Source organism: Streptomyces sp. NPDC045470 (assembly GCF_040646595.1).
Taxonomy (GTDB): Bacteria; Actinomycetota; Actinomycetes; order Streptomycetales; family Streptomycetaceae; genus Streptomyces.
Genome location: NZ_JBEZAN010000032.1, coordinates 1 through 14,250 on the forward strand (window position 1 = coordinate 1; position 14,250 = coordinate 14,250).

The following is a 14,250-nucleotide window of genomic DNA, read 5'->3' on the forward strand; positions in this document are numbered from 1 at the left end:
AGCCCGCACCGCCGCAACCGACTTACCCGAAACCACCAACGCCACCGGACCGCCCTCAGCGGACTCCGCCGCAGGCACCAACTCCTCTTCGGCGGACTGCTCCAGCACCACATGCGCATTCGTTCCGCTGATGCCGAACGAGGACACCGCCGCCCGGCGCGGACGCCCCTCAGGCTCCCAAGGACGCGCCTCGGCCAGCAGCTCCACCGCACCCGACGACCAGTCCACCTCACCGGTCGGACGGTCCGCGTACAGACTCTTCGGCATCACCCCGTGCCGCATCGCCTCCACCATCTTGATCACACCCGCCACACCCGCGGCGGCCTGCGCGTGACCGATGTTGGACTTCAGCGAACCGAGGCGGAGCGGTTCGCCGTCCCGGTCCCGGCCGTAGGTGGCGATCAGCGCCTGGGCCTCGATCGGGTCGCCGAGGCGCGTGCCGGTACCGTGCGCCTCCACCACGTCCACCTCACCGGGCCGCACACCGGCGTGGGCCAGCGCTTCGCGGATCACGCGCTGCTGGGACGGGCCGTTGGGCGCGGTCAGGCCGTTGGAGGCACCGTCCTGGTTGACGGCCGAACCCCGCACCACCGCCAGCACCTCGTGGCCCAGGCGGCGGGCGTCCGACAGACGCTCCACCACCAGGACACCCACGCCTTCGGCCATGCCGAAGCCGTCGGCGTCGGCGGAGAACGGCTTGGAGCGGCCGTCCGGGGACAGCGCCCGCTGCCGGCTGAACTCGATGAACATGCCCGGTTCGGCCATGACGGTGGCGCCGCCGGTGAAGGCCAGGTCACATTCGCCCTGGCGCAGCGACTGGCAGGCCAGGTGCAGCGCCACCAGCGACGACGAGCACGCCGTGTCCAGGGTCAGCGCCGGCCCCTCCAGGCCCAGGGCGTAGGACAGCCGGCCGGAGACGACGCTGGAGGCCGTGCCGGTCAGCACGTGGCCCTCCAGGTCGGGCCGGGCCTGGTGCAGCGGCCTGCCGTACGGCAGGTTCATGACCCCGGTGAACACGCCGGTGCGGCTGCCGCGTACGGCGGTGGCGTCGATGCCGGCGCGTTCCAGCGCCTCCCACGAGGTCTCCAGCAACATCCGCTGCTGGGGGTCCATCGCCAGCGCCTCGCGCGGCGAGATCCCGAAGAAGCCCGCGTCGAAGCGGTCCACGTCCGCCAGCAGCGCGGCCTCGCGCTGGTAGAAGGTGCCGGGACGGTCGGCGTCGGTGTGCTGGAGGGCGGCGAGGTCCCAGCCGCGGTCCGCGGGGAACTCCGTGACCGCGTCGCGGCCGTCGCGTACCAGCTCCCAGAGCTGCTCGGGGGAGGTGACGCCTCCGGGGAACCGGCAGGCCATGCCGACGATGGCGATCGGCTCGTCGGGGTCGGCCGGTACGGCGGGGGTGACGGCGGTGCGAGGATCGGTGGCGTCCGTGGTGTCGCCGAAGAGGAGCCGCAGCACCTCCCGGGCCAGGACGCGCGGGGTGGGGTGGTCGAACACGGAGGTGGCGGGCAGCCGCAGGCCCGTCGCGTCGTTGAGGCGGTTGCGCAGGGTGAGGGCGCCGAGGGAGTCCAGGCCCAGCGACCTGAAGTCGCGGTCCGCACCGGCGGGTTCGCCGTCGGGGGCGGCCAGCTCCCGGGTGATGAGGGTGGTGACGCGGGCCAGCCGCTGGGCTTCCGGCAGCGGGCGCAGTTCCTCGCGCAGGCCGGTGTCCCCGGTCTCCGCGGTGGCGGTGTCCCGGTCGTCGGTGTCCGCGACGTCCAACGGGTAGGCGGGCAGCGGCACGCGGTGGGCGCCGTCGAACACCCGGTTCCAGTCGGGGGTGACGCCGTGCAGGTGGGCGTGGGTGAGGGAGCGCACGACGCGGCCGTATCCGGCGGCGTCCCGGCGCATCGTGTCCAGCACGGCCGCGTCGTGCCCGTGCCGGGCGGCGGTGTCCTCGATCGCCATGGCGAGCACCGGGTGGGGGCTCATCTCGACGAACACCCGGTGGCCGTGGTTCAGGGCGGCCTCGGTGGCGCCCTGGAAGTCGGCGGTCCGGCGCAGGCTGCGGTACCAGTACGCGGCGTCGAGGTCCGCGGTGTCCACGCGGTCGGCGGTGGCGGAGGCGAACATCGGGACGGTGGCGGGGCGCGGCCGGATCGGTGCCAGTTCCCGCAGCAGGTAGGCGCGGATCTGTTCGATCTGCGGTGAGTGCGCGGCGATGCCGATGGGCAGGAGCCTGGCCCGGACGTCCGTGTCCTCCAGGCGCCGCACCAGGGCGGCGGCTTCCTCGGGGGCGCCCGCGACGACCGTGGCGCGCGGCCCGTTGACGACCGCGACCTCCAGGGAGAGTCCGCAGGCGTCGATGAGGTCCCGTGTCTCGGCCACGGACAGGTTCACCGCGACCATCTCGCCCTGGCCCTGGATCAGCGCCTGCGCCTTGCTGAAGGCGGCGGCCAGCCGGGCGCCGTCCGACAGGGACAGTCCGCCGGCCACGGTCGCCGCGGCGATCTCGCCCATGCTCACCCCGGCCACCGCCGCCGGCGCCACCCCGTGCGCGCGCCACAGTTCGGCCAGTGCGACCGTGACCGCGAACAACGCGGGCTGGGCGACGTCGATGCGTTCGAGGGGGACGCCGCCGCAGAGCGCGTCGTCCAGGGTGAAGTCCAGGAACGGGGCGAGCGCCCGGCCGCATTCGGCGAGCTTGGCGCGGAACAGCGGGGAGGTGTCGGCGAGTTCGCGGGCCATGCCGAGCCACTGGCCGCCCTGGCCGGGGAAGACGAACACGGCGGACGGGCCGGTGGCGCCGGTGCCGCGCGACACGGCGTCGTGGGAGCGCCCGGCCGCTAGGTCGCGCAGGGCGGCGACGGCGGTTGGGCGGTCGGTGGCGTGCACGGCGGCGCGGTGTTCCCAGACCGTGCGGGCGGTCGCCAGGGTGAAGGCGGCGTCGGTCAGGGAGGTTTCCGGCCGGGCGTCGAGGTGGCCGGCGAGGGCGTCGGCGTGTGCCCGCAGGGCGGTCTCGCTGCGGGCGGACAGCAGCAGCGGTGCCGCGAACGGCGCCTCCGGGGACGGGGTCGCGGTGTGCGGGCGCGGCGCCAGCCCCTGGAGCTGGGCGGTCCGCTTGGCGGCGCCGCGGGCGAGGACGCCGTAGTGGTCCAGGCCCGGCGCGTCGAGCGTCAGGGCCACGGCCGGGGTGCCGGGGCCTTCGTACACGACGACGACGCTGCGGTCCGTTCCCCGGCCGCTGTCCGTCTCCCCGGCCGACTCCCGGCCGCCGTCGCGGTCCGCCGTACGCAGGCGGGCGGTGGCGGCGGCGAACGGTTCCTGACGCCGTGGTGCGCGCACCTCGACGCCGGGGATGCCGTTCAGGCCCGCGGACAGGTCCTCGGCGTCCGCTCCGGCGAACACGATGACGGGACGCGCGGCCGAGGGCACCACCCCGGCGTCCTCGATCGCGGCCCATACGGTCCCGGCCGGCGAACCGGCGCCCGGGGGCGCGGAGTGCGCGACACCGGCGACGACGACGGGGCGGATGCCTTTTGCCATTTCCCGACCACTCCCGGGGGTCCAACGTTCAGCACGGACAGCTTTCCCGTGACGGGAAACGTTCCAGTAGCTGAACAAAGAGTGAACACCCGGCGACACCCCACCCTCCCCCCTAAACCACCCCTAAGCCCCGCACCCCCTAAGGGGATGACCCGCGCCCGCCCCATTTCCTTGCCCACCCCGTACCCGTTACGTCCGCCAAGCCCGCCTCGGGGCGCGGCGCGCGGGCTGTACACTCCGCCGAAACCGAAGGAACACCGGGCCGTCCGGCGGACCATCCGCCCCCACCGACGAGAACGGATAGACATGCCAGTTTTTGATCCCCTGCCCGACGCGCCGGGAGTCGGCGACCTGCCGCTGCATTTCTGGGACGGGGCGGATTTCACGGTGGTGCCGTGGCCGGCGGACACCTGGGAAATCGGCTACAACTCGCACACCTGGCTGCTGGAACGCGACGGGGACCGCGCGGTGCTGAAAGCCGTACCGAAGGCGTACGGCGTGAAGTTCGCCTCCGGGCTGCGGGCGGCGGAAATGGCGGAACGGGCGGGCATACCCTCCGGAGCGCCGCGTCGTACCCGGGACGGCGCGGTCGTCGCCGAGCACGGCGACTGGTGCTGGGGGCTGCTGGAACATCTCGACGGCCGGCCGACCGACACCGACAATCCGACGGAACTTGCCCTGGCCGGGCGGGCGTTGGGGAGCATTCACGCGAGTCTGCGCACGGTGCCGCCGCTGCCGGAGACCATGGTCTGGTCGCAGATGGACTGGCTGCTGGAACCGCAGCCGTTCCTGGCGGGCCTGGACTGGATCCAGCAGGCCATCCGTGAGGGATTCGCCGCGCTGCCCGCAAACCTGTCGGACGGCATCATCCACTGCGATCCCCGGCTCACCGAGTTCCGCTTCGACGGTGACAAGGTCGGACTGCTGGACTGGGGCGAGGTGATGCACGGCCCGCATATGCTGGACGTCGCGTCCACGCTGAGTTTCGCGGAAGAGGAAATCGACACGACGCCGTTCCTGACCGGTTATCTGGAGACGTCACCGGCTTCCCCCGAGGAATACGCGTACCTGCCGACGATGCTGAAGATGCGGGCCGCCATCGAAGGCTGGATCTATGCCCGGCGACGGCATTTCGACGTAGATCTCGGACAGACCGGCGAGCACACGAACGACACCCTGATCGAACGGGCCCGGGAAAACATCGCGGCGGCCGACGCGTTGCCGAAGGACCATTACCTGCTCTGAGCGGAAGGCTTCGGGCGGGCACCTGGAGCGTCCCGCCCGGCGGCCTTTCTCGCGCGGGAGACGTCACCCGTGAGGCCGGGGCCGCGCGCTCACATTTCCGCGACGGCTTCCCGGATCGGAACGTCCCCGGCACAGACGGCCAGCGTGCCGCGTACCGGTCGCGGGGCGGTGAGGATCGCGCAGAGGGTCGTGGCCAGGTCGGCCCGGCTGATGCGTCCCTCGGGGCGGGGGTCGGTTCCGGCCCGTACGCGGACGCGTCCGGTCGCGGCGGTGTCGTCGAGCCGCCCGGGGCGCAGCGCACACCAGTCCAGGTCCCGTTCGCGCAGGTCCCGCTCGGCGTTCTCCTTCTCCCGCAGGTACGCCGGGAGCAGGTCGCCCAGCTCGGCCCGGACGCCGTCGTCCGGCAGCAGCGCGCTCACCATCGCGTACCGGCGTACCCCGGCCCGCTCCGCGGCCTCCGCCAGCAGACCGGCCGGGGAGACGGAGCGGGTGGCCGCGCCCAGCGAGCCGGGTCCCGTGCCGGTGCCGGCGGCCAGGACCACCGCGCCGGCTCCGCCGACCGCCTCCCGCAGGCCGTCACGTACCCGGTCGCTCGCGGTGTCCAGCAGAACCGTCTCGACGCCCGCGGCCCGCAGCGGCTCCCGCTGTGCCGCCTTGCGGATCAGCCCGACCGGGGTGCAGCCGTACTCGGGCAGGGCCCGCGCCAGGCAGGTGCCGAGTCCCGTGGTGACGCCCAGGATGACCACACGCATCGTCAGCCCGCCTCCACCGTGGGCTCGGAGACGTTCTCGCCGGCCGCGTCGGGTTCCGCGGCTTCCTCCGTACGCCGGGGCAGGGTGACGGCCAGCACCGCGGCGAGCACCGCGGCCACCGCGCCGGATCCGATGGACGCGGCGGGCCCGGCCAGGTCCAGCAGCCGGCCGCTGAGCGGCAACATGACGGCGGCACCGCCGGTCATCGCGGTGGCCAGCCAGCCGAAGGCTTCGGCGCGCCGGTGCTCCGGCGTCAGGTCGCCGATCCGGGAATTGCACGCGCCCATGCTCGGCGAGACCACGCTGCCGGTGACGAGCATCGCCAGGGCCAGCAGCCATACGGGGGTGGAGTCGAACGCCGGTGACAGCAGGCAGGCGAAGACGCCGATGCCGATGGCCAGCCCGCCGATGCCCAGGGCGCTGTTGCGCTTTCCGCCGCGGCCCACGGACAGCAGGCCGCCGAGCGCGGACCCCAGGCCGAACAGGGCGATCAGCGCGCCCGCGATACCGGGCGTGCCGCGGTCCCGGCCCCAGGCGACCACCGAGAGGTCGATCGAGAACAGTGCCGCCATCAGGAAGAACGGGACGAGGACGGCTCGCACGAAGACCGGGTCGCGCAGCAGCGACCGCTGCCTGCCGGCCTTCCCGGTCTCCTCCTCGCCCTTGGCGGCCGGCTCGGACCGGTCCAGTCCGGCCGCCCGCAGCACCAGTCCGAGGAGCAGCGACCCGCCGACCGCGAGCACCGCGCAGACCACCACGGCGGCCGTGCCCCCGGAGAGGGTGACCACACCGGCCGCGAGCAGCGGACCGGCCATGGACACGATCTCGTACCCCGTGGCCTCCAGGGTGAACAGGGACTCCCGTACGTCGCCCTTCGCCAGCCGCGGCCACAGGGCCCGGGATATCTGGGAGATGGGGGGCAGCGTCAGGCCGGTGAAGAAGGCGATGACGACGGCCACGGGCCAGGCCCCGGCGGGCAGCAGCAGTGCCGCCAGGATCAGGGCGAGGAGCCCCACGGCGTAGCCGCCGCCGGTGACGAACAGCACCGCGCTGGCGGAACTGCGGTCGGCGACCCGGCCCCGGATCGGGCCGGCCACCGCCTGCCCGATCGCCATCGCCCCGGTCACCAGGCCGACGGTGGTGTACCCGCCGGTCCAGCCGGCGATGAGGAAGGACAGTGCGACCGGCAGGCCGCTCAGATGGATGCGGCTGATCAGTGACAGCGGTAGCAGCATGCCCAGTCTGGGGACCTCGGACAGCGCGCGCAGCGAACCGAACATTCCTGACTCTCCTAGGGGTGGTGCGCTCAGTGGGTGGGCGGGGCCGCGGCGTCCCGTCCGGGCCCCCGACGACGGGACGCCGCGCGGCCGCCCTCTTATGCGCGGACCGCGCGGCCGAGCATGCCGTCCAGCGCGTGGCCGATCAGGTCGAGGACGGTGCGGCGCTCGTTCTCGAAGAAGAAGTGGCCGCCCTCGACCTCGTGCACGGTGCAGGTGCCCGTGGTGTGCGTACGCCAGGCCGCGGCGTCCTCGGAGGAGACGCGCGGGTCGGTGGTGCCGGTCAGAACGGTCATCGGGCAGGAGACCGCCGCACCGGGCTCCGGGACGTAGGACTCGGCCAGCCGGTAGTCCGCGCGCAGCGCCGGAAGGATCAGTTCCAGGACGCCCGGGTCGTTCAGCAGGGCGGGGTCGATGCCGCCCAGGACGCGTGCCTCGGCAAGGACCTGCCGGGTGGTCATCTCGCGTGCGCGGCTCGGCGGCCGGACCGAGGGGGCGCGGCGGCCCGACACGATCAGTCCGCGCAGCGGCCCGGCGTCGTCCCCCAGCGCCAGCGCGGTCTCGTAAGCGATCAAGGAGCCGAGGCTGTGCCCGAACAGCACCAGCGGCAGGCGCGGGCGGGCGCGCAGCAGTTCCGTGACGGTCTCGACCATCGGGCCGAACCGTTCGACGGGGGCCTCCCGGTGGCGTTCCTGCCGCCCCGGATACTGCACGCACAGCAGTTCACCCGTCGGCGGTACCGCCGAGCGCAGCCACGGGTAGTACGAGGCGGAGCCGCCGGCGTGCGGGAAGCACACCACGCGGAACTCCGGCTCGGGGCAGGTCCCGTAGGGGACGAGCCAGCGGTCGGCCTGCGGGGCGCTGTGTGGCGTCACCGGTTTCCTTCCTTACGGTCCGCACGGCCGGTCACCGGCTGCTCACCTGAGCTCCCAGTTCGGAACGGCGGCGGATCTTGAGCTTGCGGTAGATGCGCGTCAGATGTTGTTCGACGGTGCTCGCGGTGACGTACAGCGCGTCCGCGATCTCCCGGTTGGTGTATCCCTCGGCCGCCAGGTCGGCGACCTTCCGCTCCGCGAGGGTCAGCAGCGTCCGCCCGGCGTCCCACGTGGGCCGGGTGGCGGCGCTCTTGCCCTCGGCCGGGGCGGGTGCTCCCGGCGCCGGAGCGGCGGTTGTCCGCGCGGCGGCGGGCGGTCCCGAGGGGGCGGCGGGCGGCGGGCCGCCGGCGGTCCGGGTGGGAGCGGCCGTCCTGATCTCCTCCAGGGCCCGGACGCCGCCGCATTCCCGGGCGAGCCGCTCCGCCCTGCGCAGCGTCCGGCGCCCGTAGGCGAGCTCACCGGCGTGCTGGTAGGTCTGCGCCAGGACGCCGAGCGTACGGGCCAGTTCGAGCAGGTCGCCGCAGCGTTCCAGCATCGTCGCCGATTCCCGCAGGCCCGCGGCCCGCCGTGCCGGTGGTCCGGCCATGGCGCGCAGCCGCAGTGCGATCCCGCGGGTGCGCGAGGGGGTGTCCGGGACGTCGGGGAACAGGTCGAGGTGCTCGTCGGCCAGCGCCCTCGCCTCCTCGCGCTCCCCCAGGCGCAGTAACGTTTCCGCAAGGTCCAGGCGCCAGGGCACCAGCCCCGGCAGCTCCGTCCTCCACGACCGCAGGATGTCCCCGCAGCTGCGGAAGTCGGTGACCGCGGCGCGCAGTCCGCCGGTGGCCAGGTGGTGACGGCCGCGGGCCCGCAGGTGAACCAGTCCGTACGGGCTGCGCGCGAAGAACGCCGGCATCGGCCGCGCCAGTTCCTTCGCGGCCTCCTGATGCCGCCCCTGCTCCGTCATGGCGAGGAGCTGAAGGCCACGGGGCAGCCCGAGCAGGATGCCCCACTTCGGGGCGTCGAGCTGGTCCAATGCCCTCTCCACGCAGTCCACCGCGCCGGCCGGGTCGCCCCGCCACCAGGCGGCGACCCCCTGGGCCACGGACAGCATCGCCGTCCACTGCACCGGTACCGCCGCCTCGCCGTCCTCGGTGACGGCCCGCACGGACCGGAGCCCGTCGCCGGGCAGCCGTTCCGCCGCCAGCAGGGAGAACAAGGCGGCCTGTGCCGCCTCCAGGTCCGAGTGGCCGGGCCCCACCCGTTCCAGGATTTCCTCCGCGTGACGTACCACGGTGTCCTGCCGGCCACCGGTGAGCAGCCCGGGCAGCTCGCTGGCGCTGGTCAGCCACGGAAATCCGCCGCTGACCAGTTCCGGACTCAGTTCGCATCCGTCGCAGGCCGTGGCGTGCGGCATCCCGGGGAAGAGGTGGCGGATCCAGAAGTCGCTGATGGCGAGTTCGATGGGCGTCTCGGGGTCGTCCCGGCCGACCGCCCTGGCCAGCCCGAACACCTCGTCCGCCTCGTCGGCCCGCCCCTGCCAGGCCAGGCGCCGGGACAGCCGGGACATCCACCACGCGGACAGGCAGCCCGCACGGGCACTGTCCACCAGGGAACTCAGGCGCCGGGACACCGTGGCCGGATCGACCCACCAGGTGATGTCCAGCAGCTTGGCCTCGACCTCCACCCGCGTCATGTAGTCCGTGCACCGGTCCGAGGCGAGTTTGAGGAGCGCTACGGCGTCCCGGTATCGGTAGCGCCGCGCCGCCTGCTCCGCCGCCTCGCACAGGATGCCCACCGCCCAGGGCCACGGGGCATCCCCGGCGGCGAGCAGGTGCCCGGCGACCTCGTCGGCCGGCGCGTCGTCCTCGTAGAGCACCTCGGCGGCGCGCAGCCGCAGCCGGCGCAGCGCCTCCTGGTCCATGGCCCCCGTCAGCACGGCCCGGACGTGCGGGTGCAGCACCCGGTCCCGCGACAGCACCCCGCTCGCGGTCAGCCCGTCCAGGACGCGGTGCAGGTCGCGCGCGTCCGCGCCGACGGTGCGGGCCAAACGGTCCTGGTCACAGGACGCGCCGAGGACCGACGCCGCCTCCATCACCGCGGACGTCATCGCGCAGGCGGACATGCGCACCTGCGCCAGTACGGCCTCCGCGAACGTGGGACCGAAGACCGGTTCGAGGCCGCCTCCGTCCGCGGCCGCGACGTCGTCGAAGGCGGCCTGGAGAAGCAGCGGGTTCCCGCCCGTCACGGCGAACAGTTCGTCGACCAGCCGGGGTGGGGGATTGCGGCCGAGCCGGCCGCGGGCCAGTTCGGCGACCCCCGTACGGGACAGCGGTTCCACGACGAACCGGCGCCTGCGGGAACGGGGGAAGAGGGGGACGGTGGGCGGAGCGTCGTGGGAGCCGTCCGTCCGCCGGAAATCGGAGACCAGGACGTTCACCGGCACGTTGCCGAGCCGCCGGGCCAATTCCCGGAGCAACTTCGCGGAGTCCGCGTCCACCCGGTGGACATCGTCCACCACCAGCAGCAACGGTTCCGACAAGGCGAGCGCCACCAGGTGTTCCGCCAGTTCACGGGGCTCCCGCGGCGGTGCGGCCTCCGGGACGCGGGGCAGCAGGTCACGGACCGCGCCCACCACATCGACCTCGGGTGTCCCGTCGAGTCCGGGGCCGGTCACGGACAGGACCCGCACGCCCTGCGCCCGGGCGAGCGCCGACACCGAGTCCAGCAGCGCGGTCTTGCCGCACCCCGCCGGACCGCTGACGACGAAGAACTCTCCCCGTCCCGACGCGCTCGTCCTGATCCGGTCGGCGAGCTCCAGGAGCTGCGCTTCCCGCTCGACTAAGTTCATGCCACCTCCTGCGATGAGTGTCGCCCAGGGCCCGTCACGCTCGGGCACACCCCGCAGGGAGGACGCGTCCGGAAGAACGCGGTACCGATACCGTCAAGCCCCCCCACCCGTCGATCGACGACAGACGCGGTGCCGATAGGCGAAGCAGCGACACCCGGGCCAACTCCCGCTGGGGGTCGGACAACTCTCACGCCATATGATCACAGCGTGATCGCCACGCTCAACATTGCTCAGGCAAAACCTTCTCACCAGTCGGCCACCCCGCGCCCACCGCCCCACGCGATCGGCCGACCTGCCCAAATGGCGGACACTTTTCCCCGGGCGGGAACCCCGCAAACACCGTTCACCGATTACCGCAAGGCGCCACGCCGCAGCGCACCGGGCCCCCGCCCCCACCACCACGAAGCCGACGGCACGATAAGTGGTCACGATTTACCGGAAGTTGATTTCCACCCCATTGCCGTGACCGTGCAATTCGCGCGCTTTCTTGCCGCGTTCGGAATCTCACGCGACCATTGCGTTCGCAAGCCGATGCCCACACACATCCCGATCCGGCACACCGGCGGGACCCGGCGCCGGGGGCGGTATCGACAGCCGGATGACCGCGCCTCGCGCCGCCCGGCACCACCTTCGACGCGCCCGACCGCCCCCCGCGGACACCTCCGCGCGGCCGTGCGAGGACCTGATCCGCATCGTGCACGGCCCCGGCTCGGACCATGGAATTCCCCGACCTGACCGGCACCTGCCAGGGTTCGCCACCGAGGCCGGCCGCCCGGCCCCCGCCCTGCGCTGACGGGAACTCTCCCCCTCGCCAACTGAGCTGTTGGCACGTCAGCCGGAGCAGGTCCGCGTCGTCCGTAACTCTCGCCTTCGCGGCGGGCGGATTTCGACCGCACACCTCGGACCCCCTCCGCTGCCTGCCCGGGAGGGTGGGGCATCCTGCGGAAGGGCAGCGGACGTGCCGGCCAGGGCCGCCCGGTAAGGTCAGCCGGATTCCGCCGGACGGCCGGCGCCGCCCTGCCGACGCGAGACACCCCAGGAGGAGCCGTGGACGAGAACGAGCTCCACAGGTGGGACGCGACCGGGCTGGCCGAGCTGATCGGCAGCCGGCAGGTGTCCGCCACCGAGGTGGCCGAGGCGCACCTGCGCCGGATCGAGGCCGTCAACCCGAAGATCAACGCCATGGTGACGGTACTCGCCGACCAGGCGCTCGCCGCGGCGGCAGCAGCGGACGCGGCAGTGGCCGCCGGTCAGGACCTCGGGCCGTTCCACGGCGTGCCGTTCACCGTCAAGGACTCGCTGGACGTGGCCGGTGCGGTGAGCGCCCGCGGCTCCGCCCTGTTCAAGGATCATGTCGCGGACGTGGACGCGACCGCGGTGGCGCGGCTGCGGGCGGCCGGGGCATCCCGTTGGCCAAGACCAACCTGCCCCGGCCGTGGCCGGCGTCGTCGGCCGCCCCGGACGTCGGCCGGACACACTCCTCGCCGGCCGCGGCTACGGCCACGACAAGTACCGCCGCGAAGCCTTCCTCGGCCTCGCCACCTGCCTGATCACCCACCGCCACGTCCAACGCCTGCGGTAGAACCTCAGACTTGCCTGGTTGCCGTGGTCAGCAGGGTGTGAAATCGGGGTAGTAGGCTGCGGCGGCGGTTGCGGTCTCGATGTTCCGTGGGAAGAGCGCGGCTTCGTAGGCGCGGATGGCCGCGTCGATGTCCTTGGGCTGTTCGGCGATGGCGTTGCCGAGCTGGCCTGCGTCGAAGAGGGCCCAGTTCGCTCCTTCGCCGTCCGGCGGTGCCAGGTGCGCGGCGTCTCCGATGAGCGTGACCCCGGGTACATGTTCCCAGCGGTGCCCGATCGGCAGCCCGTACAAGGGGCGAAAGATCGGCGGGATGTCGCTGTCCGCGACCAGGGCGACGAGCTCCGGCGCCCACCCCTCGAACATCGCGGCGATCGTGCGGGCGGCCGCAGGGCCGTCATTGAAGTCGATGCCGTCGAACCAGTCGAGCGGCTGGTCGAACATGGCGTAGGCGTGCAGGGTGTCCGCGCGCTCGCGCTGCACGCCGAGACCTATGCGGTTGGCTTCGTCGTAGGCGGTCATCGACCCGCCGCCGACCAGCGCCAGGGTGGCAGGGTGCCGGGTGTCGCTCTCATACAGGTACGTCTCGACCATCGAGCGTCCGGCATAGGCGGGCGTGGCATCGGAGAGCAGCGGCCGGACCTTCGACCAGGCGCCGTCGGCACCGACGAGGATGTCGGTGACGAGCGTCGATCCGTTGGTGAAGGTCACTTCGTGACGACCGTCAGCGAGGGTCCGCACGCTCCGGGTCCTGTGGCCCCAGACGACACTGTCGGCAGGCAGGGATTCCAGCAGCAACTGTCGCAGCTCGCCGCGCTGCACCTCGGGGCGGCCTCCGGCGGGGTCGTCGGGCCGGTCCGCCAAGATGGTGCCGTCGGGTGCCACGTCGCGGGATGCCTGGCGGCCTTCGAGGACGAGGGACCGGAAGCCGTCCATCAGGCCGGTGGCACGGATCCCGTGCTGGCCGTTGAAGTCGTGGATGTCGAGCATGCCGCCTTGGCCCCGGGCCTGGGCAGACGCCTCCGCTTCGTACACCGTGGCCGGTATTCCATGAACCGCCAGGGTGCGTGCCAGTGTCAGTCCCGCAAGACCGGCACCGATGATCGTGATCTGAGTCATGCATGCGTTCCTTGCTGCTGGTGGGTGAACCGGTGGCTTTGCCCGCTGGGGCTCCCGGCCGCCGTGCGGGTAGTAGAGCCGGGTCAGGGAGAGCGGGGTGGCTCGATCCGGGACGCGAGCTGCTCCAGCAATTCATGGAGCCGCGCCTGCCCTGCGGCGCCCAGCGGCGCGAGGATCGACTCCTCGACATGGTCCATGGCCTCTTCGAAACCCTGGATCAGTTCGGAGCCCGCTGGAGTGACAAGCACCCGACGGCTGCGCGTGTCATCCTCCTGGGTCTGGCGCTCCACGAGTCCGCGCCGCTCAAGTCCGGCCAGGAGCCGGGAAATGCTCGGCGCACTGGTGCGCATGGCCCGCGCGACGTCACGCTGAATGGCATCCGGGTTCTTCGTCAGGTACGCCAGCACGGCACTCTGCTCGTGCGTGAGGCCGCGTTCCCGTATCCATTCATCAGCGATGCGTCGCTGCCCCCACACCACCCACCGCATCAGCTCCAGCGTGCTCTCGCGCTTCACTCTCTCCATAGTTAACACACTAACTGTTGTCAGGTTAAGGAACAAGCCTTCGCGGACTTCGGCCACATCCGCGCGGGGACACGTTCTGCCCCTGTCAGCAGTAGGTGTGCTCCGCGTACCCGGCGCCGGCCCGGCTTCCGTCAGGGCCTCTCGGGTCCCGGGGCCGGGGCTTCGCCCCCTCGCGCTCGTGTCAGTGGTCGCGGACCGGTTCAAGGAATTCGAGCCGATTGCCCAGCTTGTCGGACGTGTGGAAGCGGTCGTGGCCCGGGAAGTCGTCGTCCCAGGTCACGCTTGCTCCGCTGGTTTCCAGCCGCTGGGCGAGTGCGTGGAGCGAGGTCACCAGGATGCCCGGGTGGGCCTTCCGGTTCGGGCGGAAATCCTCTTCGACACCCAGGTGGACCTCCAGTCCACCACCTCGGAACCAGCACCCGCCGCGAGCGGCCAGCGCCGGTGGCTTCTCAAGCTCCGTCATGCCGAGCACGTCTCGCCAGAACTCACGGCAGAGTTCTTCGGCGCCCGGAGGAATGGCGAGCGGCGGATAC

The 14,250-nt window shown here is 72.6% G+C and carries 9 protein-coding genes and 1 pseudogene; 2 read left to right on the plus strand and 8 right to left on the minus strand.

The features are described 5' to 3' along the window. A partial coding sequence (locus AB0A97_RS39555; RefSeq protein ID WP_361160287.1) for a beta-ketoacyl synthase N-terminal-like domain-containing protein occupies window positions 1-3,522 on the minus strand: 3,522 nt, incomplete at its 3' end. Between the two features lie 147 nt (window positions 3,523-3,669). Between AB0A97_RS39555 and AB0A97_RS39560 the strand changes: the two genes are divergently transcribed. Continuing rightward, window positions 3,670-4,767 carry a phosphotransferase gene (locus tag AB0A97_RS39560; protein WP_361160290.1) on the plus strand — a complete coding sequence of 366 codons (1,098 nt, stop codon included), beginning with the start codon at window positions 3,670-3,672 and terminating at the stop codon, window positions 4,765-4,767. A gap of 89 nt (window positions 4,768-4,856) precedes the next feature. On the opposite strand, the gene AB0A97_RS39565 is transcribed toward AB0A97_RS39560, so the two are convergent. The 4 genes from AB0A97_RS39565 to AB0A97_RS39580 all read right to left on the minus strand — a co-directional run bounded on the left by AB0A97_RS39565 (window position 4,857) and on the right by AB0A97_RS39580 (window position 10,498). Beyond that, window positions 4,857-5,519 (minus strand): NAD(P)H-binding protein, encoded by a 663-nt coding sequence (locus tag AB0A97_RS39565; protein WP_361160293.1) that lies wholly within the window; start codon window positions 5,517-5,519, stop codon window positions 4,857-4,859. Between the two features lie 2 nt (window positions 5,520-5,521). Further along, complete coding sequence (locus tag AB0A97_RS39570; RefSeq protein WP_361160296.1) at window positions 5,522-6,799, minus strand: MFS transporter; 1,278 nt, start codon at window positions 6,797-6,799, stop codon at window positions 5,522-5,524. Between the two features lie 95 nt (window positions 6,800-6,894). Further along, entirely contained in the window at window positions 6,895-7,671 is a 777-nt protein-coding gene (locus AB0A97_RS39575; RefSeq protein ID WP_361160299.1) for an alpha/beta fold hydrolase, read from the minus strand. Between the two features lie 31 nt (window positions 7,672-7,702). Then, a complete protein-coding gene (locus tag AB0A97_RS39580) occupies window positions 7,703-10,498 on the minus strand; it encodes an AAA family ATPase (RefSeq protein ID WP_361160302.1) in 2,796 nt (931 codons plus the stop codon). 1,182 nt (window positions 10,499-11,680) lie between these two features. On the opposite strand from AB0A97_RS39580, the pseudogene AB0A97_RS39585 reads away from it, so the two are divergent. Continuing rightward, window positions 11,681-11,842 (plus strand): annotated as a pseudogene (locus AB0A97_RS39585) (amidase family protein); the annotation flags it as partial. 265 nt (window positions 11,843-12,107) lie between these two features. Here AB0A97_RS39585 and AB0A97_RS39590 read toward each other — a convergent pair. The 3 genes from AB0A97_RS39590 to AB0A97_RS39600 form a co-directional block, all read right to left on the minus strand. Continuing rightward, window positions 12,108-13,193 carry an NAD(P)/FAD-dependent oxidoreductase gene (locus AB0A97_RS39590; RefSeq protein ID WP_361160305.1) on the minus strand — a complete coding sequence of 362 codons (1,086 nt, stop codon included), beginning with the start codon at window positions 13,191-13,193 and terminating at the stop codon, window positions 12,108-12,110. 83 nt (window positions 13,194-13,276) lie between these two features. Further along, the gene (locus AB0A97_RS39595; RefSeq protein WP_361160308.1) at window positions 13,277-13,717 is read right to left on the minus strand and encodes a MarR family transcriptional regulator; all 441 of its coding nucleotides are present in this window, start codon (window positions 13,715-13,717) and stop codon (window positions 13,277-13,279) included. Window positions 13,718-13,898: 181 nt separating this feature from the next. Continuing rightward, window positions 13,899-14,234 (minus strand): glyoxalase, encoded by a 336-nt coding sequence (locus AB0A97_RS39600; protein ID WP_361160405.1) that lies wholly within the window; start codon window positions 14,232-14,234, stop codon window positions 13,899-13,901. Window positions 14,235-14,250: the final 16 nt, after the last annotated feature.

What these genes read in the sequence shown, in the direction of transcription:
- AB0A97_RS39560 (WP_361160290.1), top strand. Translation starts at nt 3,670, where the DNA reads ATGACCCGCGCCCGCCCCATTTCCTTGCCCACCCCGTACCCGTTACGT.
- AB0A97_RS39565 (WP_361160293.1), bottom strand. Translation starts at nt 5,519, where the DNA reads ATGCGTGTGGTCATCCTGGGCGTCACCACGGGACTCGGCACCTGCCTG.
- AB0A97_RS39570 (WP_361160296.1), bottom strand. Translation starts at nt 6,799, where the DNA reads ATGTTCGGTTCGCTGCGCGCGCTGTCCGAGGTCCCCAGACTGGGCATG.
- AB0A97_RS39580 (WP_361160302.1), bottom strand. Translation starts at nt 10,498, where the DNA reads ATGAACTTAGTCGAGCGGGAAGCGCAGCTCCTGGAGCTCGCCGACCGG.
- AB0A97_RS39590 (WP_361160305.1), bottom strand. Translation starts at nt 13,193, where the DNA reads ATGACTCAGATCACGATCATCGGTGCCGGTCTTGCGGGACTGACACTG.
- AB0A97_RS39595 (WP_361160308.1), bottom strand. Translation starts at nt 13,717, where the DNA reads ATGGAGAGAGTGAAGCGCGAGAGCACGCTGGAGCTGATGCGGTGGGTG.